Origin of the sequence: Nonomuraea sp. NPDC050643 (assembly GCF_040654715.1) — a bacterium.
Lineage (GTDB): Bacteria > Actinomycetota > Actinomycetes > Streptosporangiales > Streptosporangiaceae > Nonomuraea.
In genome coordinates, this window is record NZ_JBFAIM010000014.1 from 94,197 (window position 1) to 117,394 (window position 23,198).

At 67.0% G+C, this 23,198-nt stretch carries 29 protein-coding genes; 28 read left to right on the plus strand and 1 reads right to left on the minus strand.

The window, feature by feature from the left end; translation table 11 throughout:
- The first annotated feature begins 59 nt into the window (after positions 1-59).
- From AB0I15_RS20475 to AB0I15_RS20570, 20 genes are all read left to right on the plus strand, one after another.
- Positions 60-275 (plus strand): hypothetical protein, encoded by a 216-nt coding sequence (locus AB0I15_RS20475; RefSeq protein ID WP_358097473.1) that lies wholly within the window; start codon positions 60-62, stop codon positions 273-275.
- Positions 275-925, plus strand: coding sequence for a hypothetical protein (locus AB0I15_RS20480; protein WP_358097476.1), 651 nt, complete (start codon positions 275-277; stop codon positions 923-925). Before AB0I15_RS20475 ends, AB0I15_RS20480 begins: the two co-directional genes overlap by 1 nt.
- A complete protein-coding gene (locus AB0I15_RS20485; RefSeq protein ID WP_358097478.1) occupies positions 922-1,182 on the plus strand; it encodes a hypothetical protein in 261 nt (86 codons plus the stop codon). Before AB0I15_RS20480 ends, AB0I15_RS20485 begins: the two co-directional genes overlap by 4 nt.
- A 481-nt stretch (positions 1,183-1,663) precedes the next feature.
- Positions 1,664-2,071 carry a hypothetical protein gene (locus tag AB0I15_RS20490; protein WP_358097481.1) on the plus strand — a complete coding sequence of 136 codons (408 nt, stop codon included), beginning with the start codon at positions 1,664-1,666 and terminating at the stop codon, positions 2,069-2,071.
- Between the two features lie 90 nt (positions 2,072-2,161).
- Positions 2,162-3,718 (plus strand): hypothetical protein, encoded by a 1,557-nt coding sequence (locus AB0I15_RS20495; protein ID WP_358097484.1) that lies wholly within the window; start codon positions 2,162-2,164, stop codon positions 3,716-3,718.
- A 7-nt stretch (positions 3,719-3,725) separates the two neighbouring features.
- Entirely contained in the window at positions 3,726-5,156 is a 1,431-nt protein-coding gene (locus AB0I15_RS20500) for a phage portal protein (protein WP_358097486.1), read from the plus strand.
- A 3-nt stretch (positions 5,157-5,159) separates the two neighbouring features.
- Entirely contained in the window at positions 5,160-6,134 is a 975-nt protein-coding gene (locus AB0I15_RS20505) for a hypothetical protein (protein ID WP_358097488.1), read from the plus strand.
- A 100-nt stretch (positions 6,135-6,234) separates the two neighbouring features.
- Complete coding sequence (locus tag AB0I15_RS20510; RefSeq protein WP_358097491.1) at positions 6,235-6,972, plus strand: hypothetical protein; 738 nt, start codon at positions 6,235-6,237, stop codon at positions 6,970-6,972.
- A complete protein-coding gene (locus tag AB0I15_RS20515) occupies positions 6,969-7,157 on the plus strand; it encodes a ribosomal-processing cysteine protease Prp (protein ID WP_358097494.1) in 189 nt (62 codons plus the stop codon). The genes AB0I15_RS20510 and AB0I15_RS20515 overlap by 4 nt, the downstream gene beginning before the upstream one ends.
- 4 nt (positions 7,158-7,161) lie before the next feature.
- On the plus strand, positions 7,162-8,481 hold the full coding sequence (locus tag AB0I15_RS20520; RefSeq protein WP_358097497.1) for a hypothetical protein: 1,320 nt from the start codon (positions 7,162-7,164) through the stop codon (positions 8,479-8,481).
- Positions 8,482-8,546: 65 nt separating this feature from the next.
- Complete coding sequence (locus AB0I15_RS20525; protein WP_358097499.1) at positions 8,547-8,885, plus strand: hypothetical protein; 339 nt, start codon at positions 8,547-8,549, stop codon at positions 8,883-8,885.
- Between the two features lie 12 nt (positions 8,886-8,897).
- Positions 8,898-9,524, plus strand: coding sequence for a hypothetical protein (locus AB0I15_RS20530; RefSeq protein ID WP_358097502.1), 627 nt, complete (start codon positions 8,898-8,900; stop codon positions 9,522-9,524).
- The gene (locus AB0I15_RS20535; RefSeq protein ID WP_358097505.1) at positions 9,521-9,913 is read left to right on the plus strand and encodes a DUF6093 family protein; all 393 of its coding nucleotides are present in this window, start codon (positions 9,521-9,523) and stop codon (positions 9,911-9,913) included. The genes AB0I15_RS20530 and AB0I15_RS20535 overlap by 4 nt, the downstream gene beginning before the upstream one ends.
- The gene (locus tag AB0I15_RS20540) at positions 9,913-10,293 is read left to right on the plus strand and encodes a hypothetical protein (protein ID WP_358097507.1); all 381 of its coding nucleotides are present in this window, start codon (positions 9,913-9,915) and stop codon (positions 10,291-10,293) included. The genes AB0I15_RS20535 and AB0I15_RS20540 overlap by 1 nt, the downstream gene beginning before the upstream one ends.
- Positions 10,290-10,706 (plus strand): hypothetical protein, encoded by a 417-nt coding sequence (locus tag AB0I15_RS20545; protein ID WP_358097509.1) that lies wholly within the window; start codon positions 10,290-10,292, stop codon positions 10,704-10,706. The genes AB0I15_RS20540 and AB0I15_RS20545 overlap by 4 nt, the downstream gene beginning before the upstream one ends.
- 70 nt (positions 10,707-10,776) lie before the next feature.
- Positions 10,777-11,109, plus strand: a complete 333-nt coding sequence (locus AB0I15_RS20550) for a hypothetical protein (RefSeq protein ID WP_358097512.1) — start codon at positions 10,777-10,779, stop codon at positions 11,107-11,109.
- Positions 11,109-11,315 carry a hypothetical protein gene (locus AB0I15_RS20555; RefSeq protein WP_358097514.1) on the plus strand — a complete coding sequence of 69 codons (207 nt, stop codon included), beginning with the start codon at positions 11,109-11,111 and terminating at the stop codon, positions 11,313-11,315. The genes AB0I15_RS20550 and AB0I15_RS20555 overlap by 1 nt, the downstream gene beginning before the upstream one ends.
- A 3-nt stretch (positions 11,316-11,318) precedes the next feature.
- Entirely contained in the window at positions 11,319-11,804 is a 486-nt protein-coding gene (locus tag AB0I15_RS20560; RefSeq protein WP_358097517.1) for a hypothetical protein, read from the plus strand.
- Entirely contained in the window at positions 11,804-12,328 is a 525-nt protein-coding gene (locus AB0I15_RS20565) for a hypothetical protein (RefSeq protein ID WP_358097520.1), read from the plus strand. The genes AB0I15_RS20560 and AB0I15_RS20565 overlap by 1 nt, the downstream gene beginning before the upstream one ends.
- Before the next feature lie 32 nt (positions 12,329-12,360).
- Positions 12,361-12,702, plus strand: coding sequence for a hypothetical protein (locus AB0I15_RS20570; protein WP_358097523.1), 342 nt, complete (start codon positions 12,361-12,363; stop codon positions 12,700-12,702).
- On the opposite strand, the gene AB0I15_RS20575 is transcribed toward AB0I15_RS20570, so the two are convergent.
- Positions 12,699-13,166, minus strand: a complete 468-nt coding sequence (locus AB0I15_RS20575) for a hypothetical protein (protein WP_358097526.1) — start codon at positions 13,164-13,166, stop codon at positions 12,699-12,701. The genes AB0I15_RS20570 and AB0I15_RS20575 overlap by 4 nt on opposite strands.
- Before the next feature lie 136 nt (positions 13,167-13,302).
- On the opposite strand from AB0I15_RS20575, the gene AB0I15_RS20580 reads away from it, so the two are divergent.
- From AB0I15_RS20580 to AB0I15_RS20615, 8 genes are all read left to right on the plus strand, one after another.
- On the plus strand, positions 13,303-17,856 hold the full coding sequence (locus AB0I15_RS20580) for a hypothetical protein (RefSeq protein ID WP_358097529.1): 4,554 nt from the start codon (positions 13,303-13,305) through the stop codon (positions 17,854-17,856).
- A 44-nt stretch (positions 17,857-17,900) separates the two neighbouring features.
- Positions 17,901-18,149: a hypothetical protein gene (locus tag AB0I15_RS20585; RefSeq protein WP_358097532.1), complete on the plus strand. Its 249-nt coding sequence runs from the start codon at positions 17,901-17,903 to the stop codon at positions 18,147-18,149.
- Positions 18,150-18,160: 11 nt separating this feature from the next.
- Positions 18,161-18,628, plus strand: coding sequence for a hypothetical protein (locus tag AB0I15_RS20590; RefSeq protein ID WP_358097535.1), 468 nt, complete (start codon positions 18,161-18,163; stop codon positions 18,626-18,628).
- 61 nt (positions 18,629-18,689) lie between these two features.
- Positions 18,690-19,178, plus strand: a complete 489-nt coding sequence (locus AB0I15_RS20595; RefSeq protein ID WP_358097538.1) for a hypothetical protein — start codon at positions 18,690-18,692, stop codon at positions 19,176-19,178.
- A gap of 1 nt (position 19,179) precedes the next feature.
- A complete protein-coding gene (locus tag AB0I15_RS20600) occupies positions 19,180-19,863 on the plus strand; it encodes a hypothetical protein (protein WP_358097541.1) in 684 nt (227 codons plus the stop codon).
- An 11-nt stretch (positions 19,864-19,874) separates the two neighbouring features.
- The gene (locus AB0I15_RS20605) at positions 19,875-20,954 is read left to right on the plus strand and encodes a hypothetical protein (RefSeq protein ID WP_358097544.1); all 1,080 of its coding nucleotides are present in this window, start codon (positions 19,875-19,877) and stop codon (positions 20,952-20,954) included.
- 13 nt (positions 20,955-20,967) lie between these two features.
- Positions 20,968-22,803, plus strand: a complete 1,836-nt coding sequence (locus AB0I15_RS20610; RefSeq protein ID WP_358097547.1) for a hypothetical protein — start codon at positions 20,968-20,970, stop codon at positions 22,801-22,803.
- Complete coding sequence (locus AB0I15_RS20615) at positions 22,796-23,188, plus strand: hypothetical protein (RefSeq protein WP_358097550.1); 393 nt, start codon at positions 22,796-22,798, stop codon at positions 23,186-23,188. The genes AB0I15_RS20610 and AB0I15_RS20615 overlap by 8 nt, the downstream gene beginning before the upstream one ends.
- The last annotated feature ends 10 nt before the right edge of the window (positions 23,189-23,198 follow it).

Sequence of the window (23,198 nt, forward strand, 5' to 3'; positions counted from 1 at the left end):
CAGGTAGAGAGCCCCGAGACCTCCCGGACTCGGGGCTCTCGCCATACCCGGGAGAAATTATGGGCATCGACCTAACGTTCACGCTGACCTCTGGTGGCCAGTACAAGCAGCGCACCAGCGACTTCGGGTCCCTCGACGAATGCCATCAGCATCTCGCTGCCATGGCTGCACAAGACCTGAGCACCATCACGTTCAGCCAGCCGGACGGCACCAGGATCATCCTGCCCTGCCGCAACATCGTTGCCGTGGAGTGCAAGTCGGCGGGTGACCGCTGATGCGCATCTACTACGACTGCGAGTTCCTGGAGAACGGCTCCACGATCGACCTGATCTCGATCGGCATCGTCACCGAGATCGGCCACGAGTACTACGCCGTCAACAGCGACGCCCCGTGGAACGAGATCAAGGCGAACGACTGGCTGGTCCGCAACGTTGTTCCGTCGCTGCCGCTCACGTCCAGACAATCCCTGGACACCTACCTCGCGCACCCGTCGAACAGTTACCCCAAGCCGCTGTTCGACATCAACCTCGACCTGCGAGATATCAGGGTCAAGCCACACTGGGTGATAGCTAACGAGGTACGCGAGTTCATCCTCGGCGTACCCGACCCTGAGTTGTGGGCCTGGTACGGCGCGTACGACCACGTCTGCCTCGCCCAGCTCTTCGGCCGCATGATCGACCTGCCCAAGGGCGTACCCATGTGGACCAACGACCTCAAGCAGGAAGCGATGAGGCTCGGCGACCCGCAGATGCCCGAGCAGGCGGACGGCGTACACAACGCCCTCGCTGACGCCCGGCACAACAAGGTGATGGGCGACTTCCTCGCTGACCTTGCCCGGCCACGGGTACGCATTGAGAACCACGAGCCCGGCTCTCCCGAAGGCCTCGCAGCACGCCAGCGGTTCGGCCTGAGCGAGGAGACGTGAACGCCGTCGATCTCCTCATCGAAGCCCTCACTCACCCCGATCTCTACCTGATGGGCGATGAGGACGGAGGAGTAGGGATCCACTGCCGCACCCACCATGACGGCGGCAGGCCGCTCGCCTACTACGACCGCACAGGCAGCGCCTACCCCGACCCTGAGGTGGCCAACGTCTCGGCCATCCCCAGCCTGTGGGCGAAAGCAGTGGATCACCTGGCCGGCGCACACCAACCCGAGGCGGTGCGCACGGCAGATGGCTGACACCCTGCACGTCCACCCCACCTCAGACCTGGTAGAGCACGACACCTCAACAGACCAACCCGACTGTGCGTGCGGTCCTGAGGTGCGGCCAGTGCAGAGGGATGACGGGTCGATGGGATGGATGCTCGTGCATCACTCATTCGATGGACGCGAAGCACGCGAGTAGTGATCAACGATTCACGGCATCGAGGGCGAATGCATAGTCCTCTGAGCCATGTCGACATTCACCAAATCGGACATCCGGAACAAACAACGTTTCCGCAGGTCAGAGGCCCTGTCCGCGTTTCCGCAGGTCAGAGGGTGGGGGCCACCCCCCATGATCACCCGATTGGAGACCGCGGGAGAGGGTGATTTTCCCGCGTACGCATCCCCTGACTTTCTGATCACTTTCTCCAACCCTCTGTGACGCTGCCCGCGATGGGCTGTCACCCCGCGATGGGATGAGGTACCCGTTATGCCCCCAACTCCGAAGCCCGCGCACATGCGGCAGCGACGGAACCGGGTCTCTACCAGCGCGAAGCTGGTCGCTGACCCGAAATTGAAGGCCCCTGAACTGCCTGATCGGCTGTGGCATTCGATGACGCTCGCCTGGTGGCAGGACGTGTGGTCGTCGCCGATGGCCCCCGAGTATGACGACTCCGACCGGCACGGCCTCTTCCTGCTGGCGGTGCTGATCGACGAGTTCTGGTTGTCGCCGTCGAAAGAGCTCGCGGCCGAGATCCGGTTGCAGAGACAGTCGTTCGGCTTGTCGCCGATCGATCGGCGACGGCTCCAGTGGGAGATAGAGCGTGGCGACGAGGCGAGCGAGCGGACGAAGAAGCGTCGCGCGAAGCCGGTAGCCAAGGGTGAGCCGCCGGCCGACCCGAGGTCGATTCTGCACGCGGTGTAGGCGGTGGGGCTCCTCATAGTCCCCACGCCGGACTCGGAGCAGTGGCCGACGCTTGGCCCGCAGGTCTGTCAGCTTCTGGAAGAGCGGTGCGTGCACGGCCCCGGGGACCTGCGGGGCCGTGACTACACGCTGGACGATGAGAAGCGGGCCCTGATCTACCGCTGGTACGAGGTGTACCCGAGGGGGCATCCGCGGGCTGGTAAGCGCCGCTTCAAGAGGGTCGGCCTGTCGGTCCGGAAGGGTACCGCGAAGACCGAGCTGGCTGCCGCGGTTGCGTTCGCCGAGCTCCATCCCGATGGCCCCGTCCGCTGTGACGGCTTCCGGAAAGAGAGCGGCTTGTGGGTGCCGGTCGGCAGGCCGGTGACCGACCCGTACATCCCGATGGTCGCCTACACCGAAGAGCAGACCGAAGACCTCGCCTACGCGGCTCTGCTCGTGATGGTGACCGAGGGCGAAGACGCCGACCTGTTCGACGCCGGCCTGGAGCGCATCATGCGCGGCGGCGGCGACGGTAAGGCTGTCGCTCTTGCCGCGGCTCCCGATTCTCGCGACGGCGCCCGGACGACATTCCAGCATTTCGACGAAACTCACCGGTTCACGCTGCGGCGGCTGAAGGAAACGCATCAGACGATGCTTGCCAACATCCCGAAGCGAATGATGGCCGATCCGTGGTCCTTGGAGACGACGACGACCTACACGCCTGGCGAAGCGTCCGTCGCTGAGGGGACACACGAATACGCGGAGCTGGTCGCCGAGGGCAAGTCCAAGGACAAGACCCTGTTCTTCTTTCACCGCGATGCGACTCCGAAGCCAGATGAAGACCTGGACGACTTCGATCAGGCCGCTGCGGCGGTGATCGAAGCCTCCGGTCCGTCGATCGCGACATGGCCCGACTTTGAAGGCCAGGTAGAGGCGATCGTCTCGCTTCGAAACCAGCCCGACACCGACAAGGCGTACTGGGAGCGCGTGTGGCTGAATCGACGGGTTCAGGCAGGCAAGCAGGCTTTCGACGTCAAGCGGTGGGAAGCGCTGGCCCGGCCGGAGATTGTCATCCCAGACGGCGAGTTGATCGTCGTCGGGTTCGATGGGTCCCAGTTCCACGACGCCACGGCACTGGTTGCCACCGATGTACAGTCGGGCTTTCAGTGGCCGTTGGGCATCTGGGAGTGTCCACCAGACGTCACCGACTGGGAGTGCCCGGAGGAAGAGGTCAATGCCGCTCTCGCGGAAGCTATGGATCGCTTCCAGGTGTGGCGCGTCTACGCTGACCCGCCCTACTGGGACGGGACGATCAACGCGTGGCGCGGTAAGTACGGGTCGAAGGTCGTCATCGAATGGTGGACGAACAGGCCCTTGCAGATGGCGCACTCTCTGCGCGCGTACGCCGGCGCGATGACGTCCGGCGCCGTGACGAACAACGGCGATGGCCGGTTCAAGCGGCACATTGGCAACTCGCGTAAGCACTTCATCAACCAGCGAGACGATCGCGGCCAGCCGTTCTGGGTGATCCGCAAAGAGCGTCCCGACTCCCCATTCAAGATCGACGCCGCAATGGCGGGCGACCTGTCTTGGGAAGCCCGGCGCGACGCCATCGCGGCGGGCGCGCAGAAACGCAACCGCTCCTCCAAGGTGATCGTTATGAGATGAGGTGAGCATGGCCCGCTCAGAGATGGAGTGGCTGAAGCACCTCATCAAGTGCCACGACAAGGAGCTGAAGGAACTCCGCCGGCTGGATGAGTACTACGAGGGCGAACAGCCCTTGTCGTACATGGCGCCGGAGCTGATTCAGGAGTTGGACGAGCGGGTCCGGCAGGTTGTGATCGAGTGGCCGCGGCTGGTCGTGGACTCGGTGGAGGAGCGCCTCGACGTGGAGGGGTTCCGGTTCGGGTCGCAAGCCGAGGCGGACGCCGAATTGTGGCGGATCTGGCAGGCCAACGACATGGACGAGCAGTCCCAGCAGGCCCATGTTGATGCTCTGGTGATGAAGAGGGCGTACGCGATCGTCGGGACGAACGACAATGACGGCGAGACACCGATCATCACGGTGGAGTCGCCGCTGGAGGTGTACGCCGAGCGGGACCCGCGCACGCGGAAGATTGCGGCGGCGGTCAAGCGGTGGTGTGAGGAAGAGGAGCAGTCCAAGACCGACTTCGCGACGCTGTATCTGCCGAACGCGACCATCTGGTACGTCAAGCGGGACGGCGAGTGGATCGAGGACCCCGACAACCCTCGCGACGACCATGATCTCGATGAGGTGCTGGTCGAGCCGATCGTCAACCGCCCACGGCTGAAGCGGATGGGCGTTTCGGAATTGAAGCCGATCATCCCGATCTCGGACGCCGCATGCAAGATCGCCACGGACATGATGATCAGCGGCGAGTTCCACGCGATCCCGCGCCGGTACGCGATCGGTGTCGGACCCGAGGACTTCGAGGACGAGCAGGGACGCCCGATCTCCGCGTTGAAGCGGATCGCGGGCCGGATCTGGGCGATCGCGAAGAACAAGAAGGACGACGGCGTCGAGCTGGGGCAGTTCGAGGAGGCGTCGCTGTCGAACTTCCACGAAACGCTGAAGCTGCTGGCGATGATAGTCGCCTCCCTGGCTGGTCTGCCGTCCAGGTTCCTGGGCCACGCCACCGATAATCCGGCGTCCGCGGATGCGATCAGGTCGGACGAGTCCCGCCTGGTGAAGCGTTCTGAGCGAAAGCAGCGGGGGTTCGGCGGCTCGTGGGAGCGGGTGATGCGGCTCGTGCTGCTCGTCCGCGACGGAGACGTCCCGGGGGAGGCGATGAGCCTCGAAACGCTGTGGCGGGACGCGTCCACGCCGACGATCGCCCAGAAGGCCGATGCCGCGGTCAAGCTTCACACGGCGAAGATCATCCCGCTTCGGCAGACGCGCGAGGACCTCGGCTACACCCAGGTCCAGATCGAGCGCATGGAAGAGGAAGACGAGAAGGTCGCCTCCTCCGCCTTCGAGCGCGTCATGGCAGGCGACCTCGCGGCCTTCGCCGGCCCCAAGCCGCCGCGTCCCGACGACATGCCGATCGAAGACGTTCCCGCGGGCGAACCCGTCCCGGTGGGGTAGCGGGTGGCCGTCGAGCAAGTGGCAGCCGCCCACTACCAGGCCGAGCAGGCAATCGCCCGAGAGGTCGCCGTGCAAGGGCAGGCGTTGTGGCGGGAGGTTGAGCCCGCGTCGGTCCTCGACTCGTGGCTCGCTCTCCTCCAGGCGGTCATCGCGCTGCTCACCGGAGCCCAGATCGCTGCGGCGAGACTCGCGCAGCCGTATGTGAACGCGCTCGCCCGCGAACAGGGCGTCACACCGGTTCCTGAAGGGATCGTCAGCCCTGCGGCGTTCGCTGGACTTGGCGCGGACGGGCGGACCTTGACTTCGCTGCTCATGCAGCCGGCATTGCGGGCGCTCGGCCTGCTCGCGGGCGGGGCCGACAAGCGGGAGGCGATGGCGTCCGGTCTCGCGTCGCTGACCAGGATCCTCGCCACCGAGACGGCCGACGCCGGCCGCACGGCGGTTGGGGCAGGCATCGCGGCCAACAAGTCGTTCGTCATGTACGTCCGGCAGGTGACGTTGCCCGCGTGCGGGCGGTGCATCATCCTCGCGGGGAGAACATACGCCTGGTCGGACGGCTTCGAACGCCATCCCCGCTGCGATTGCCAGCACATCGCGATGGTGTACACGCCGGGCCAGGGCTACGACCGGCCCGCGCCGGCGAGCCCAAAAGAACTGTTCGCACAGATGACGCCAGCCGAGCAGAACAAGGCGTTCACCAACGCGGGGGCCGAAGCCATCAGGGACGGCGCCGACCTGGGCCAGGTGATCAACGCCCGGCTGGGCCTGTCCACCGCGGGCGGCCGATCGGTGACGACGGTCGGCACCACCGTAAGGGGCATCGCAGGTAAGCGGCTCGGCAACCTGAAGAGGCAGAAGGGCGAACGCTACCGGCGTTCCCAGATCCCGCGGCCCACCACCGAGCAGATCTACAAGGACGCCGGCGGAGACCGCGACCGCGCTATCGAGTTGCTCAAGCGCTTCTCCTACATTCTGTAGCTTCCTCGCGCGCACGCGTGAGGGGAACACGGGCGTGCCACGCGGCGCGCCCTTTCTCATGTCACCAACGAGAGGGATCGCCGCGATGGCATCCGCCCCGATGGACGCGACGTCCACCATGCTCCACCCGTGGTTCGACCTGTTCCGGCACGACGAGGACGCGACGTCCGAGGAGCCCGGCGACACCGACACCGCGGAGGCCGACGACGCCACAGCCGACTCGACCACCACGGCCGAGACCGACGCGGACGACGACAAGGCCGACCTTGGCGACGCTGGCAAGAAGGCGCTCGCTGAGACCCGGGCCGAACGCAACCGGGCCAAGAAGGAAGCGGCGGACCTGAAGAAGGCTCTCGCCGCGGAACGCAAGGCTCTGGCCGAAAAAGAGAAGCGGCTCGCGGAGTTCGAGGACAAGGACAAGTCCGAGACCGAAAAACTCACCAAGCGTGCCGACGAAGCCCACAAGCGCGCCGAAGCGGCCGAGGAGCGAATCAAGGCGGCGCTGGCCCGCGCCGTACAGGCCGAAGTGAAGGCCATGGCCGCCGGCCAGTTCGCCGACCCGGAGGACGCGCACGTCTTCCTCAGCCTAGCCGACTATGCCAGCGAGGACGGCGAGGTCGACGTCGAGTCGATCAGAGCCGACCTCGAAGCGTTGCTGGAGCGCAAGCCGCACCTGCGTAAGGCCGCACCTGCGGCCGAGGAGCAGAAGAAGCCGAAGCCCAAGCCCGACCCCTCGCAGGGATCCCGCAAAGAGCCGGGCCCTGTGGACTTCCGGACCGCAGACAAGGCCACCGTGGACGCCGAACTCACCCGGCTAGGTGTGCGGGTCCGCAGGTGATCCGCATCCGCGCCCGCCTGGGCGACGGACACACCTCCATCGAGGTCGACGGACACGAGGGCCACGTCTTGGACGGCCGCGTGTGCGCTGCCGTGTCGGCCATCACCCAAACCGCGCTGCTCGGTCTCGAAGAAATCGCCCGACAGCATCCGGACCTCATGTCCGTCGAAATCACACAGGAGTAACCACATGACCACGCTGACCGCCCGGCCGCGGGCCTGGTTCAAGCTGGACCGCCACGACGTGCGGTCGAACGTGCCCGCGCCGATCCGCGCGATGATGCAGAACGGCATCCTGGACCGGACGTTCCTTGACGCCCTCATCCCGGAATTCATCTTCCCGGCCATCGCCGACAGCGAGCCGTGGATGGCGAACATGGGTGACACCAAGACGTTCACCCGTAAGGGCCTGCTCGCCCCGGCGACGACCGCGATCACCGGTTCGGACACCTCCGCTGCCACGTACGGCATCGAGCAGTGGAACGTCGTCATGGACCAGTACGGCCAGGCCGTCGACACCAACATGCTGTACTCGGCGATGGCACTGCAGTCCAAGTACATCGCCGACGTCCAGACGCTCGGCATCAACGCCGGCCAGTCGCTCAACCAGATCGCCCGCAACAAGCTGTACGCCGCCTATGCGGGCGGCCGGACGTGGGTCCGTACCGGCGCGACGACCGACACCAGCATGCAGGTGCAGTCCGTCAACGGCTTCACCCACGTGCTCGTCAACGGCGTCCCCACGCCGGTGTCAGCGTCGAACCCGCTGACGGTGTCCATCGAAGGCGTCGCCAACACCGTCACCGGCGTCGATACCGGCACGCGGACGCTCACCCTGGGCACCACCCGCGTGGACGTGCAGGGCGACTACGTGGTGGCGGCGAACGCCCCGTTCTCCATCCGCGGCGGCACCGGCAACGACTCCGCGTTCGACCTGGGCGCCGGCGACAAGGCCACCTTCGCCCTGTTCCGGGCGGCCGTGGCCAGACTGCGGAAGATGAACGTGCCGACGCTCGGCGGCTACTACGTGGCCCACATCGACCCGGACACCGAGTCGCAGTTGTTCGACGACTCCGACTTCAAGTCCGCGCTGCAGGGCCGCGTCGACTCGACGATCTACCGGGACCTGTCCATCGGGCGGTTCGGCGGCATCGACTGGGTGCGCAACAACGAGTGCCCGGTCCTGGCGACCGGCACCGACGGAACCACGGTCGAGACGCACCGCGCGATCGTTCTCGGCGGCGGCGCTCTCGTGGCGGCACCGTTCGAGAACATGGGCGCGCTGCTCGGCGGCACCGGCGTCGAGGACGTCCCGGAGATCAGCATGGTCAGCCCGGCGGCCGGCGTGGACGTCGCGCTGATCGTCCGCCCGCCGACGGACCGCCTCCAGCAGACCCTGTCCACGTCATGGTCATGGATCGGCGACTACGGCGTCCCCTCCGACTCGCTGGCCAACAACGACGCGGCGCTGTTCAAGCGCGGCGTGGTCATCGAACACTCCGCCTCCTGACGGATCCCCGTCCGCCCAGACCTCACAGCGAGGTCTGGGCTTGACCGAAGAGAGGAGTTCGATCGATGCGCGTCATTGCCGAAAAGGCATTCGAGACGTACTTCGAGATGCGGCTTCTCCGGATCCCGGAGGGCCTCGAATTCAAGGGCAGCCTCGCCGCCCACGCCTACGCCGCGGGGGCACCGGTCCGGGTACTCGACTCGGCCGGCATCGAAGATGCGGTGCCGCCGCAAGAGCCCGACACACCCGACGGGCTCGATATCTCCGGCACCGCCAAGGAAGTCCTGGCCTGGGTCGGCGACGACCCCGGCAGGGCGGCCGAAGCACGCGATGCCGAGGCCGGACAGGACAAGCCCCGCTCCACGCTGCTGAAGGCGCTCGACGAGATCGCCGCCAAGGGCTGAGCGGAGGGCTCCATGTCCCTGCCTCCGCTCGCCTCTACGGCGGACCTTGAGGCGCATCTGGGCCGCTCGCTCACGCCTGCCGCCGCAGAGTTGGCGATCAGGCGGGCGTCCGGCCGGGTGCGCTCCTACACCCGGCAGCAGATCACCTTCCGCGCGAACGACACCATCGAGGTGCCCGGCGGGGACCGCATTCTGCGCGTGCCACAACGGCCACTCGTGGTCGACGCGGCGCACCCGCTCACCGTGGTCGAGGTCGGCGAGTTCGGAGCGCCCGACCTGCCCCTGGCTGAGGGAACGGACTTCGAGCGGATCGGCAACGAACTCACCCGCGGCTACCCCTTCTACCCGCTCACCCGGCTGCAGGGGTGGCCGTGGAACCGCAACCTCGGAGTGTGGGCGCCCAAGGTGCGGCTCACCTACAGCCACGGCTACACCACCATCCCGGACGACATCGTGGACATCGTCTTGGAACTGGCCACGGTGAACGTCACCAACGTCGAGGGGCTCCGCAGCGAATCCATCGACGACTACTCCCGCACCTACGCAACCGAGACGGTCGGCGGCGCCACGCTGACTCCTGACCACAAAGAGGTGCTCCGCGTCTACCGGATCGGGGCGTTCTCGGTGAGGCAGGCATGAGCGTCGAAGCCATCCTGGCCGCGGGCCGTACGGCAGCGCTCATGCTCATGCGTGACACGTGCGTGGTGGAGCGCACGGACGGCGAACCGGTCCTCAACGAGGACACCGGCCTGCTCGAACAACCCTGGGCGGCGGTCCACACCGGCGTCTGCCGGGTCAAGCCGCGCTCCAGCAGCGAGACGGAGTGGGGCGAGCGCGAAGTCGCCTTGCACTCCTACGTGGCCGTGCTCCCGTGGAACGCCACACCGGAAATCCAGCGCGGCGACCGGCTGCGCGTGACCGTCTCCGATGACGTGTGGCTGGTCGGCCGGAACCTTGAAGTGATCGCCATCTCTCTCGCCGGGACCGCAACGGCCCGGAGGGTCCTCGTCGAAGATCGGGAGGGCTGATGGCCAACGGCTGGGACGCCTCCGAGCTCGAACACTACGAGAACGAGGTTCTTCTCAAGGCTGCCATCGAAGCGCATCTTGGGTCTTCCGACGTGGTCAAAGACCAGGCACTCAGGTTCCGCAACGACTGGCGCGACAACGCCAGGCAGTCGGCTGGCGCACATGGCAAGCACTACCCGAGCTCGATCACGGCAGAGAAGGTCGGAGACGCAGCGTGGGAGATCGGCCCCGACTCTGCTCTGCCGCAGGGCGGCATGGGCGCCGGTTTCGAGTGGGGCAGCGTCAACCAGCCGCCCCACAACGACATGGGACAGGCCATCGTCGCGGTGCCTGAACGGCTGGAGTCGGCGGTCAAGCAGTGGTCGGAGAAGCTCCTGTGACCACGACACCACTGGAGTCCAGGCCCCTTGTGCTGGCACTCGTCGTGATGCTCGACGCGGCCCTGCCGAACGACGTCGGCATCTACTGGGGAGGCGCGCCACAAACTCGCCAACCACCGTTCGCGGTGCTGTACCCGGACATTGGCATGGAGTCCACGACCGACAGGGCGCTGTCCGATGACGTGCCCAACGATCTGCGATTCCAAATCACGTCCGTAGGGGCGAGCGCCGAACAGGCCCTCCTCGTGGCCGATAAGGCGAACACTGCACTGCTCACCGGCACCCCAAGCGTGCCAGGACGCCGGGTGCGGCCGATCCGGCAGGAAGCCGCCCAGCCGGTTCGCCGGGATGACGAATCCACCGCTCTCTGGCTGGCCACCGCCCAATACCTGGTGCGATCCGAGTCGGTCTAACCCCCTTCATCTGACCTAGCCCGGCACCTGAGGTGTGCGGGCTCTTTGGCATGCCCTGGAGGAGCCTCGCATGGCTACCCGCACAGCTCAGGCGGTCACCGTCGCCGGTGTCACGCCCACTTACCACGCCGCGACGGCGACCACCGGAGACAAGGTCCTCGCCAAGAGCCGGACGTTCATCCACGTCAAGAACGGCTCCGGTGGGTCCATCACCTGCACCATCTCCGGCGCCGGCCAGACCGCCTACCTGGTGGACAACCCCGACAAGGCGTACACGATCGGCACCGGCGCCGAGATGTGGATCCCGATGCTCCCCGAGTACGGCGACCCCGCGGACGGCCGGCTGGTCACGTTCATCTGCTCATCGGTCACGTCGGTGACGTTCGCGGCGGTGCGCATCTGATGGCCGCCCGCAAGGTTTTCGTCCGGTCCCGGATCAACGGCCAGGTCGCCGAGGTCGCACCTCAGGCCCTCCGGCACTTCCCCGACTACGAGCGGATCGACGCCCCAGAAGCGGTGTTCGTCGAGCCTGCCCCGTCCGCCGAGTCCGCCACACCCAAGCCCAGCACGAGCCGCACCACGGCGGCCAAGACCCCCGACAAGGAGTGACCCATGGCTGCCGACCTTCTCGGTGATGGCAACGTCAAGGCGACGTTCTGCCTCACCATCGCCAATGTGTCCGCGCCGACGGCCGCCGAGCTGAACGCGGGCGTGGATCTGCAGGAGTACATCACCAAGGACGGCCTGGGCATCAGCCCTGAGCAGGCCGCGGTGGACAACACCGCTCTGGCCAGCAGGGACGAGACTGAAGACGCCGGAACGGTCAAGTACAGCATCGAGCTAACCGTCAAGCGCAAGGAGGTCGCGCTCGAGGACGTCGGCTGGGACACCCTCACGGACCGGCAGCTCGGCTACCTGGTCGTGCGCCGGAACATGGCGCACGAGACCGCGTACGCGGCCAGCCAGTCCGTCGAGGTGTATCCGGTCCGGTGTGGCCGGCCGAACATGCAGCCGCCCGAGCTGAACGCGGCCCAGCGGTTCGTCTCCAAGCTGTTCAACCACACGACTGCCGACACGGACGCCGTGGTGGCCGCGTAGTGACGAGCATCGACGACCTGCTCGGGCGGATCCGCCTGCCCGAGCGGACATGGAACCTGTGCACACGGGCCGATCTTCAGGGCGAGTGGGAGCAGGCGGAACAGCAGCTCGCCCGCGCTGAGGTGCAGTCGCGGGACTCTCTCGCGGGCAACTCGAGCGAAGTGCGGCAGATCGCCTCCCACATCCAGGACCTCGAAGCGGAGATGGCGGAGCACACGGTCCCGCTGAAGCTGCGCGCCGTCACCCACAAGGCATGGTCGGACCTGCTGGCCAAGCACCCTCCAAGGGAGGGCAACGCCGACGACGGCGCGTTCAACTCCCTGACGTTCGGGGTGGGCCTGCTCGCGTCGTGCGCGGTCGATCCTGCGATGAGCGAGGACCAGGCCGGGAAGCTGGTCGACAGCCTGTCGCACGGCCAATGGAACGACCTGTTCACCACGCTGTGGGGGCTGAACCGGACCGGTGCTGACGTCCCAAAATCCAGGAAAGCCTCAGAAGCTCTGCGGAACTCGCCGAAGAAGTAGCGCTGGCCGCGGCCTACCGGGTGCCGCGGTCGGTGCTACTCGGCAGGCAGCGCACGTCCGTCACGGTGCGGGAGTACGACGAGGCGGGCCGTCTGGTGCGCGAGGTGGTCACGCACGACCCGGAATGGACAGAGGAAGATCTCGGGTACGCGAAGGCGCACCACCGTAACGAGCTGGACAAGTGCCCGGGGTGCGGTCTGCCACTGAGCGAGACGACGAACCCAGACAACGAGGGCCGATATGAGGCGCCGCCCCCGATGCGGTGCCACGCCTGCACTCCGCTGGAGCACAGAAAGTCGGAGTACACCGAATCTCCGCCTGGACTGCTGTTCCGGGTCTACCTGAAAGTCAAGAAGTCGCTGGCCAAGACCTAGTTCCAGCCGGCGCACTCGAGAACCTTCTCCGGGTTCTTCGTGATGCACTCCTCCAGGGCCTTCTGCCGCTCCACGTCCGTCTTGGCGGACTCGGTGGCCCACGTCCACATGAAGAACGCGATCGGCAGCGACACCATCCCGAGTGCCAGGCCGCCGGCGGCGAACAGCGTGCCGCCCTGGGTTTTCGCCACGAACACCACGATGGCGAGTACCACGGCGACGAACCCGAGCACGAGCCCGACGCCCCGCAACGGGGTGAACGCGAGTACGGCGGCGAACAGGCCGAGTATCAGCGTGACGATCGCTAACCCCTGACTCGGCCGTGGGGCCGCGTGCGAGGCGGGCACGTACGCGGGCTGCTGGCCGGGCGGCGGGTATGGCTGCTGCGGCGGCACGTGCTGCTGGTACGGGTTCGGTGGCTGCTGCGGGTACGGCTGGCCGTCCTGAGGGCCGTAAGGCGTCATGTGGGACTCCTGAGGAGAAAGAGATGGCGCGGTAGGACGCGCCGCTTGAGGTGCCGGTTGGCACGATCCCACGCCCCCCACTGATCCATCCCTGATACCGGCCGTTTTGGGCCCCTTCCACGAGGAGGCGCCCCGCATGGCCGACCGCTCCGTAACCGTTCGCCTCGATGCCGACGTCAAGCCGTTCATCACCGCCCTGTCCAAGGCGGAAGCCGCGGCGAAGAAGTTCCGCGACGGGCTCGGCAAGGGCATGCCAGACCCGTTCGAGCCTTGGGATGAGGAGCAGCAGAAGCGCCGCAAGCGGGCGCCAAAGGAAGGCGACGAGATCGCGGGCGCCTTCGCTCGCGCGTTCTCCCGCCGCCTGGAGGCGGCGTTCAAGAACCTGCCCAAGGCGAAGGTCGACACCGACGCCTCCGAGGCGCAGCAGAAACTGCAGGAGGTCCGCTCCAGCCTGCAAACCCTGTCAGGCAAGCAGTTCAACGTCGACATCGACGCCGCATCAGCGCTCACCCAACTGGCGACGCTTCGCATGGAGTTGGACCGGCTGAGCACCGACGCCGACATCGATGTCCGAGCCGACACGATGGCAGCGCTCGCGGAACTGCAGGTGTTGCAGCGTGAGATCGACAAGCTGAGCGAGCCGGTCCAACCGCAGATCGACATTGACCCGGCTCGGCAGGCTCTCGCCGACCTGCAGGCCCGCATGGCGGAACTGTCGGGGCGGACGATCGGCATTGACCTCGACGCCGGCGCCGCGAAGGCGGAGATCGCCGCGATCGAGCGGGAGCTTCAGCAGCTCAACGCGTCGTCGACGGACATCGACATCCGGTTGGACACGACCAAGGCGCTCGCTGACCTGCGAGCGCTGGAGTCGTCTCTGTCGTCGGTGAGCAACCGCAGCGCGCGTGTCAGCGTGAGCGCGGACGTGGGCAGCGCGCTGGCGAGTATCGCGCTCGTGGGTGCGGCCCTGGCCAGCCTGCCTGCGGTGACGTCGATCGCTGTCGGCGTGGGCGCGCTCGGCGGGGCGTTCGCCGCCGCGGGCGCGGGAGCTGCGGGCTTCGCCGCGGTTGCCGGGCCGAGCCTGGGGCGGATCAACGAGGCGCTGAAGGAGCAGGCGAGCGCGGCGGGCAGCGCCGGCGGCGCGACGAAGTCTGCCGGCCAGTCTGCTGCCGAAGCCGCTTCCCAAGCCCTCCAGCTCGAGCAAGCCGAACGCCGAGTCTCGGACGCCCAGAAGGGCGTCAGGCAGGCGCAAGAGGACCTGACGAGAGCCCGCCGAGACGCCAAGCGGGCACTTGAGGACTACGTCCTGTCCGTGAAGGGCGCCGCTCTATCCGAAGAGGACGCCGCTCTGGCCGTGGAGGAGGCTGGGCAGCGTCTGGCTGAGGTGTTGGCCGACGAAGACTCCGACGATTTGGACATTCGGCGGGCCGAGCTCAACCACCGGCTGGCCATGCAGCGGCTGGACGAGCAGACCGTCCGGACCAAGCGCCTCAAGCAGGACAAGGCCGAGGCGGACAAGAAGGGCGTTGAAGGGTCGGACGCCGTCCGCGCCGCCCAGGACAAACTGCTGAAGTCGCAGGCCGATCTCGCGGAGGCGCAGAAAGCGCTGACCGTCCTGCAGTTGCAGCAGAAGGCCGCCATGGAGAGCGCGGGCGGCGCTGCCGGCGGGGCCGCGTCGAAGATGAGCCAACTGTCCAAGGCTGAGCGAGAGCTGGCCGAGGACATCAAGAAGTTCCAGGACCGCTACCTCGATTGGCAGCGGTCGCTGCAACCGGACGTGTTCCCGGTGATCCGCAGCGGCATGGACCTGATGACGACCGGCATGAAGATCGGAACTCCGATCATCAAGGCGAGCGCGGGCGCGTTCGACGACTTCCTGAAGCAGGCCAACAAGGAGCTGAAGGGCGACCAGTGGACGTCGTTCTTCGACGATCTGGCGGACAAGGCGCCGCGCGCCATCGACGGCTTGACGGACTCGGCGATGAACATCGCCTCCGGCGTGCGCGGCATCATCGAAGCGTTCCTGCCGTACACCGACCGGATCATGGACTTCCTCGAGGACAGCACCCAAGAGTTCGAAAACTGGGGGGAGAACCTCAAGGGGTCGCCCGAGCTTAAGGAGTTCCTGGCATACGCGGCCGAGAACGGTCCGAAGGTCGCTGAAATCTTCGGAAATGTCGCCACCTTCGTCGGCAACATCGTCGAAGCGGGGGCCGGCCTCGGTTCTGGCGTGCTGGACTTCATGGTCATCCTGTCCGAGGAGCTCGCGGACATGGACCCGCAGCAGATCGAGGCCATCGCCAAGGGCGTCGCCTTGATCTTCGCGGCGGTGAAACTCGGAGCTTCACTGAAGATCGGCGCCCTCGTTCTGCTGGCGCAGGTGATCGGCGACATGAGCCCTGGCCAGATCCAGGCGCTGGCTGTAGCCATCGGGCTGACCATCGCCGCAGTCAAGGGCTACCAGGCCGTCAGCGGCGCCGTCGGCTTCTTCCAGAACCTGTCGGGGTCGATCGACGGGGCGGGCAAGAGCGCAGACGGAGCCAAGGGCAAGCTGGCCGCGCTGGGCGGCGTGTTCGGCAAGGGCGGCCTGATCGCCGCCGCTGTCGCCGGGACCGCGCTGGCGATGGATTCGCTGGGCGATGCCATCTACGGGCTGAACCCCTCGCTGGACAAGCTCTCCCAGGGGCTGTCCGATTTCGGCAAGGGAGGCGCCCCGGCCGAGGAACTGCTTGATCAGCTCGGGCCGAAGATGACCGGCCTCGGCTCGCAGATGGAGACGTTCGGCGATTCCGCTGCCCGGCTCGTGTCCGACAACCCGTTCATGGTTCTCGGCAACCAGGTGGCCGGCTTCATCGACAGCTTCGACCTGATCACCTTGGACAACGGCAAGCAGTCGATCAACAACCTCGACCAGGCGCTGGCGGCGATGGCCTCCAGCGGCAACGGCGACCAGGCGGCAGGCGCGTTCAACCGGCTTGCCAGCCAGGCGGTCGCCGCGGGGACCCCCGTTGATCGGCTGCGTGAGCTGTTCCCGAAATACGCCGAGAGCCTGGACGGCTCGATCCCGCGGACCGGCGAGATGGCGTCGGCCATGTCCACGCTGAAGGTCGAGGTCGATCCGACCGTCACGGCCATGCAGTCGCTGAACGAGTCACTCGACGCGTACAACGCCAAAACGGACACGGCCAGGTTGACGCTCGAGCTGCGAGACGCCTTCAAGGAGGCGAAGGACGCCATCGCTGACGCGGGCGGAAAGCTCGACTTCAGCTCGCAGATGACGGACAAGCAGCGCGAAGCGGTCATCAAAGCCCGCGAGCAGTTCATCGGCTACATCGAAAAGGTGCAGGCCGCGGCGACGGCTGCCGGCGAGATGGCCGGCAAGACCGGCGAGGCGGCGGCCAAGAGCGACGAGGCGAAGGAAGCGATCCTCCGGCAGCTTCCCCAACTCGGCGCGCTGGCCGGCAAGTCCGGCGAGGCCCGCGAACGCGTTCTGAAACTGGCCGAGGCGTACGGGATCTCCCGGGCCGACGCTGATAAGGCGATGCGGTCGGCGAAGGACTTCCAGGAGGTCCTGGACAAGTTCAAGAACAAGAACATCTACATCAAGTTGGGCTTGGACACCTCCGAGGCGATCGCAGCTTTCGAGCGGTTCGTGAAGAAGGTCGGAGACCGGTCGCTCGCGATCGCGTTGACGGCCAAGCAGGAGATGAAGGCCAGGTCGGGCGGCATCTTCGCGTACGAGGCGGGCGGCCTGCAGAAGTTCGCCGCCGGTGGCCGGTCCACTCCGCCGAACATGGCGACCGGGCCGACGATCTTGTACGGCGAGGGTGCTGACCAGGAAGCCTTCATCCCATATGAGGCCCGGTACAGAGAGCGGGCCATCGGCCTGCTGAGCCAGGTCGCGAACGATTTCGGCCTGCAGCTCAACAACCAGGCCGCCGCGCAGGGTTTGTCGGACCTGACGGTCACCATCGACCAGTCGGGCCTGCAGATCGCGGACGGTCTGACCAGCGTCATGGGCTCGCTCGAGGCCACGATGGGCCAGGCCGGTTCGCTGACGGGGTCGATCGCTCAGGTCGGCTCCTCCGCGGATCAGCTCGGTGAGGCGTGGCTGGCCGGCTCTTCGGTGCTCGGGGACACGGTGTCGCTGCTCGGCGCGACCACCGCAGATTCCACGACCGCGATGGCGGGCAGCGTCGACACGTTGTCCGAGGCGATCGCCGCCGGCCAGGAAGTCATCAAGGAGCTGCTCAGCGGCGGCTCGAAGGGCAAGGCCGGGAGCAAGGCCAAAGGCTCGTCGAAGTCGTCGGCCGCGAGTTTGGCCTTGTCTGGTGCCAAGGGCCTGCTCGACAAGATGGGCCTGGACTGGCCTGGCGGGAAGTCGGGAGGGACATCCGGCGGGCTGATCGCTGGGCATGACGCGGTGTCGGCGGCGCAGACGATCGGCGAAAGCTCTCTGGCCGCGGTGCCGCCGCACTACTCGAAGATGTCGGCGCCGCAGCAGATGACCTCGACACCGGGCCTGCAGCAGATGGTGACGGAGGCCGTGTCCGCCGCGATCACGAGCACAGGCGGTGGCGGGAACTCGGTGACGAAGAACGTCAACTTCTACGGCGGCCAGACCATCACCAAGGAAGCCGACGCCGATGTCCTGTTCAAGCAGGCGGCGCTGTCTCTGAACAGCCGCTGAGCCCGCCCTTTCAACATCAACACGTGAGGAGGGCGGGCTCCGCCATGCCTTGGGATCCAAGCGCCGAGACGTTCGGCGAGTACATGCGGGGCGGGGAACCGCTCGGCGAGGGCCGCACCACGGACGTGGTCACAGGGGAGAGGACGTATCTCACCCGTGACCAGGTGGTGGAGGGGCGCACCCCGGACGGCGGTCGGTTCAAGGCCGTCCGCGACCAGGGCGGCAACGTCGTCACCGAGGAGACCACCCCGTCCGGCCGTCAGCGCAAGCACGTCGCCATCCACCTGGGCTGAAGGGGCGCTGAATGGCTATCACGCAGGACGGCTGGTTCAACGACACCTTCACGAAGGTGTTTCGCCAGAGCGTCACCATTGATGTTGGCAGTACTACTCCGGGCGTCTTCAAGGGCGCCTTGTGGACGGGATCGGTCACGCCCGACTTCTCGCAGACGAACCCCGCCTACGGGTCGTCGCCATGGAACTCCGGCGAGACGTCCGGGCCGGGCTACACGGCGGGCGGCAACGACTTGACGGTGGTGTCGTTCGCGGAACTGTCCGGCGTGGCCAACAAGGTCGGCTGGCGGTTCAGCGCCACGAGCTGGACGTCTGCCACCATGTCCGCCGACGGGTTGTTGGTGTACGCGCCCGGCCTGAGCAACAGAGCGTTCCTGCTCAGGTGGTTCACCCAGACCTACGACTCGACCGACGGCACGTTCGCCGTAACTCCGGACACAACGGGCATTTGGCGCACCGTGCTGCGCAACGCCGCCTGACCTGATTCGACCTTCTCGCCCGCCCAATGTGGCGGGTTTTCGCATGTAAGGAGGCCGTTTCGTGGCCAAGTCCGGATATTCGATCCACACCGAGGGGTCGGTCGCCTTGTCGGCCGCCACCGCCAAGAGCATCCTCGGGGTCAAGAGTGGCGCGACCACCGCGAACCACGGCGTCGATCTGACCCGCTTCAAGGTCAGCTTCGACGGCGTCACCGCTTCCGCCGTGCCCGTGCTCGTCGAGATCTGCCTGTGCACGTTCGGCGCCAACCCGCCCGGGACGAACAGCACGTCGCTGAGCACGCCCGGCATTGTGCAGGCGTACGGGAAGCTCGCCTCCACCGGCTTCAGCGCGGCCCGGAACTGGACGGCGGAGCCAACAACGATCTCCGTCGTTGACGTGTTCTGGCTGACGCCGAACGGCGGCACCGTCTTCTACGACTGGCCGCTCGGCACGAGCTACGACAGCCCGCTCGGCGAGGGGTTCGTCATCAGATGCACGGCGCCCGCGACGGTGAACGTGCGGGCCTCGATGGGCTTCGAGAGGGCCTAGCGTGGCGATCGTTCTCGAGTCGTCCCCGTCGCTCGTCAGCACGACCAACGGCAGCAGTCTCACGACGGCCAGTTTCACCGCTCCGGACAACTCGGTGGTGGTGGCGTGCAGCATCATCGGCCAGATTCCGACGATCAGCAACAGCGACGCCGCGCTGACGTGGACGTCCCGCAAGGTGATGACCGACGACAGGGCGTCCGTCTGGACGGCCCCGGTCGTCGCTGAGCGGACCGGCCTGACCGTGACCGCGGTGGCGCAGGCCGGCGGCTCGTTCCAGGGCGCCCTGAGCGTGTACGTGTTCACCGGGGTGGAGCTGTCCGCGCCGGTGGGTGCCGACGGTAACGGCACGTCCACCACGAACAACGTGACCGTCAACGGCTACAGCTCAACGAAGGATGGCTCGAGAGGGCTGGCCATCGCCCGCGACACCAGCGCCGGCGGCACCCCGACGTCCACGGACGATGAACGTGCCTGGGCCGGGCTGCTCAATATCGCCGCCATGTCGATCACCAAGTCGGCGAACACGGCGACGAGCGGGACGACGGTCACGTTCAACCTGGACGCTGCCGGCGCTGCCGCCGCGGCGTGGACGTGGATCGCAGTGGAGTTGGTGCCGACGTTGCCGTTCCAGCGTCCCCGCATCTCGACGCAGCCGGCCGCCGTACACCGCGCCTCATCCTGGTGAGGGGGTAGCTGGTGGCCCGCTCGGGACGCTCATACGCCAACCGCACGGTCATCGTCCGCCATCCGCGCATGGCGGATCGGATGCTCGCCCTCGCCCCGTTCGAGAGCGTCTCCGAATGGCCTGAACTCGAGGTCAGCACCCCGAACGCGAACGTCTTCCTGCCCGCCTTCGAGTCCATCTCCGAGTGGCCTGATCTGGCGTTCGAACGCGACCAGGTGTTCATGCTCGGCGCGTTCGAGTCGAGCAGCGAATGGCCGGCGCTCGACGTCGATGTCCCGATCGTGCCCGGCGACAGCCTGACCGGCGCGAACGGCGAAGTCGAATGGAACGGGACCCTGTGGGGTCCCTCGACGGACATCGCCGTGCGGATCCCGGTGGACGGCTGGCTCGGTACACCGGCGATCGACAATCTCAACGAGGAGCGCCCGAACCGGCACGGCTCCTGGGACGCCCGCAAGCTGGCTCAGCAGCGGCTCGTCACGGTCAGGCTCCAGCCGAACAGCGCGAGCGACCCGACGCAGATCGACACGATGCTCGACGAGATCGCCGCCGTCACCGGCATCCCGGACACCGAAACACCGCTGCCGTTGGTGATCAAGGCGTATGGGGCTCCCAGGCTGGCGTACGGGCAGATCATCGGCCGCGACATCGACATGGACGAGGACTACAACGTCGGCCTCCCCACGGTCAGCCTGTTGATCGCGTGCGCGGACCCGCGCAGGTATTCACTCGACCAGTACGGCATCACCGTCCCGCTCGGCTCACCGACCGGGCTCGGGAACGCCGGCAACGTCGCGAGCCATCCACTGATCAGGCTCGAAGGGCCGCTCACTGACCCGGTCCTGGTGAACCAGACGACAGACCGGACGCTTGAGCTCAACATCACGCTGGGCAGCGGCGACCTGCTGGTGATCGACACCAACCGGGGCACGATCACGATGGACGACGAGTCGCAGATGCCGTCGCTGACCGGCGGCAGCGCGCCTGTGCAGGACTTCGTGCTCGCGCCCGGCCCCAACACGATCCTCTACACCGCCACCTCGGGTGGCGCTGAGGGCGCGGACTTCTTCTGGCGGGACGCACACCTGTAGCTGACGTGGGGCGGTGAACGTGGCCGCCGTCATCCGCTCCCTCTCTCGCGCGATCGGACCCAACGGCGGAGCCTTCAACGTCAACGCACCCCAGGGCGTCGGGTCCGGGATGTGCCTGCTGGCGTTCCTCGCGGTCGACTCCGGCGGGACGGCGTCCATCTCGGGCGGCGGCACGTGGACGCGGATCGGCCACATCGAATCCGACACCAGCATCCTGTCCGCGGTCGACGTGTGGTGGCGTGTCGGCACGAACGCCGAGCCCGCCCAGTACACCGTCAACCAGGCCGGCAGCGCGGACGGCGCGGTCGTGGTCGTCGCCATCTCCGGCGCGGTCACCACCCGGCCGCAGGTCGGGCTCGGCAGCGTCTTCACCAACTCGCAAGCGGCGATCAGCCCCGCTATCACGCCGGCCACCTCGTCGGGGCTGGAGTTCCGCTGGGCGGCCGGCATCCCGTCCGAGGGCGTGTTCTTCTCCTGGTCGACACCTGTCGGCTACACGGAGCTCGCCGACTTCCAGTCCGAGGACGAGGTCGGCGGCTCGCTGATCTCGCGTCAGGTCGTCTCCACGGCGTCGATCAACCAGCAGTTCCACCTCGCGAACGCGACTCTGCAGCGAGCTGCGGCGCTGGTCGTGGTCATCGAGGCGTCCACCGCTGAAGTGCCGGACCCGCCGGTTGTGCAGCCGTTCACGCCGGGCGCCGGCACCGCCGAGTACCGGTACGTGTTCACCAGGCTGCTGAGCCGGGAGTATCTCGGCGACCTGGATTTGAAGGGCGTCAGCTTCGACAAGAAGATCCTGCAGCCAGGCAGTTTCTCCGCGACGATCCCGATCCCGAACCGGGACGAGCGCAGCCGGGTCGCGGACATCATCCCGCTGAACGACGGCGTGCTGGACCGCGGCCCCGGCGTCATCACCGTCCAGATCCTGCGGGACGGCGAACCCTGGGGCGAATACTGGATCACAACAGCGTCCATCTCGAGGTCACGGCGAGGGATCCCGCAAATCCAGCTCCGGGGCTCCACCCTGGACTTCTACCTCAACCAGGTACAGATCCAGACGGATCTGTTCTACAACGACTTCGACCAGATCGACATCGCCCGCGAACTGCTGAATCACCTGATGGCGCAGGCCAACGCGAACATCGGGCTGACCCTGCAGTCGGGTAGCTCCGGCGTGGCCCGCGACAGGACATACCTCGACAGCGAGGGCGGCACGTACGGTGGCCGGCTGGTCGAACTGGCGCAGGTCGACGGCGGCTTCGAGTGGGTGCTCGACTTCGCCCTGGTCGACGGGGTGCTGCAGCGCACCTGGCGGTGGGGGTACCCGACGCTCGGCGAGTCCGAGCACCAGCACGTGTTCGTGGACTCCGCGAACGGCGGCGACATCCTGGAGTGGCACGAGGACATCGACGCCGGCCGCGGCGCCACCCGGTGGCGGGCGAGAGGCTCGAGCATCTCCACTGACGCCTCCACGACGTCCACGCCGCTCGTGTCCACCATCGCGCCCGCGACCGCTCATTTGAACGCAGGCTGGCCGCGCATCGACCGGACGCTCAGCTATCCGACCGCGACCGTCCAGACCACTCTGAACGAATACGCGGCCTTCTGGGCAGCCAAAGCGCCCGGAGCGCTGCGCGTCGACCAGGTGACGATCGCGCTTGGAGCCCGACCGACGCTCACACCGAACCATCTCGGCGATGTCGCCATGTTCAAGCTCAACAACGAATGGCATGTCAGCGAGTCACGCCTGCGCCGAGTGATCGGCATGCGAGTCACGCCCACCAGCCGAGACGGCGGCAAAGAAGAAGCCCAGCTCGTGCTCGAAGGACAGGAGGCGCCCGGTGCCTGACCTCTACCCCGGAGACCTCCTGCAGGAGATTCGCGAGTTGAAGCAGCGCGTCGCCGACCTGGAAGCGATCGTGCGCGCGCAGCCAGGCCGGACCACAGCCAGCCAAGGGTGGATCCTGCCGAGCCTGGCCGCGCCCGACACGTCGGCGCTCCCGGCAGGCGCTCTGCAGCTCTACGGCCGGGGCAGCCTGGTGAGGTACAGGCCCGCCGGAAACGGGACCGAAGTGACGTTGACGGCCACCCCGACGGCCGGACACGTCGCCTCCATCCTTCTCGGCACCGCGGGCGCCTCCTACACCGCGCTGGAGCAGAACATCTTGAACACCGTCGTCAGCACGGTCAACTCCATTCTGGCCGAGCTGCAGGCCGTCGACCTCATGGCCTGACCCTGATCGT

Bases quoted from the DNA above. Each gene is read 5' to 3' on its own strand.
- AB0I15_RS20475 (WP_358097473.1), top strand. From the start codon at position 60: ATGGGCATCGACCTAACGTTCACGCTGACCTCTGGTGGCCAGTACAAG.
- AB0I15_RS20480 (WP_358097476.1), top strand. From the start codon at position 275: ATGCGCATCTACTACGACTGCGAGTTCCTGGAGAACGGCTCCACGATC.
- AB0I15_RS20490 (WP_358097481.1), top strand. From the start codon at position 1,664: ATGCGGCAGCGACGGAACCGGGTCTCTACCAGCGCGAAGCTGGTCGCT.
- AB0I15_RS20500 (WP_358097486.1), top strand. From the start codon at position 3,726: ATGGCCCGCTCAGAGATGGAGTGGCTGAAGCACCTCATCAAGTGCCAC.
- AB0I15_RS20510 (WP_358097491.1), top strand. From the start codon at position 6,235: ATGGACGCGACGTCCACCATGCTCCACCCGTGGTTCGACCTGTTCCGG.
- AB0I15_RS20520 (WP_358097497.1), top strand. From the start codon at position 7,162: ATGACCACGCTGACCGCCCGGCCGCGGGCCTGGTTCAAGCTGGACCGC.
- AB0I15_RS20525 (WP_358097499.1), top strand. From the start codon at position 8,547: ATGCGCGTCATTGCCGAAAAGGCATTCGAGACGTACTTCGAGATGCGG.
- AB0I15_RS20530 (WP_358097502.1), top strand. From the start codon at position 8,898: ATGTCCCTGCCTCCGCTCGCCTCTACGGCGGACCTTGAGGCGCATCTG.
- AB0I15_RS20535 (WP_358097505.1), top strand. From the start codon at position 9,521: ATGAGCGTCGAAGCCATCCTGGCCGCGGGCCGTACGGCAGCGCTCATG.
- AB0I15_RS20540 (WP_358097507.1), top strand. From the start codon at position 9,913: ATGGCCAACGGCTGGGACGCCTCCGAGCTCGAACACTACGAGAACGAG.
- AB0I15_RS20550 (WP_358097512.1), top strand. From the start codon at position 10,777: ATGGCTACCCGCACAGCTCAGGCGGTCACCGTCGCCGGTGTCACGCCC.
- AB0I15_RS20555 (WP_358097514.1), top strand. From the start codon at position 11,109: ATGGCCGCCCGCAAGGTTTTCGTCCGGTCCCGGATCAACGGCCAGGTC.
- AB0I15_RS20560 (WP_358097517.1), top strand. From the start codon at position 11,319: ATGGCTGCCGACCTTCTCGGTGATGGCAACGTCAAGGCGACGTTCTGC.
- AB0I15_RS20575 (WP_358097526.1), bottom strand. From the start codon at position 13,166: ATGACGCCTTACGGCCCTCAGGACGGCCAGCCGTACCCGCAGCAGCCA.
- AB0I15_RS20580 (WP_358097529.1), top strand. From the start codon at position 13,303: ATGGCCGACCGCTCCGTAACCGTTCGCCTCGATGCCGACGTCAAGCCG.
- AB0I15_RS20585 (WP_358097532.1), top strand. From the start codon at position 17,901: ATGCCTTGGGATCCAAGCGCCGAGACGTTCGGCGAGTACATGCGGGGC.
- AB0I15_RS20590 (WP_358097535.1), top strand. From the start codon at position 18,161: ATGGCTATCACGCAGGACGGCTGGTTCAACGACACCTTCACGAAGGTG.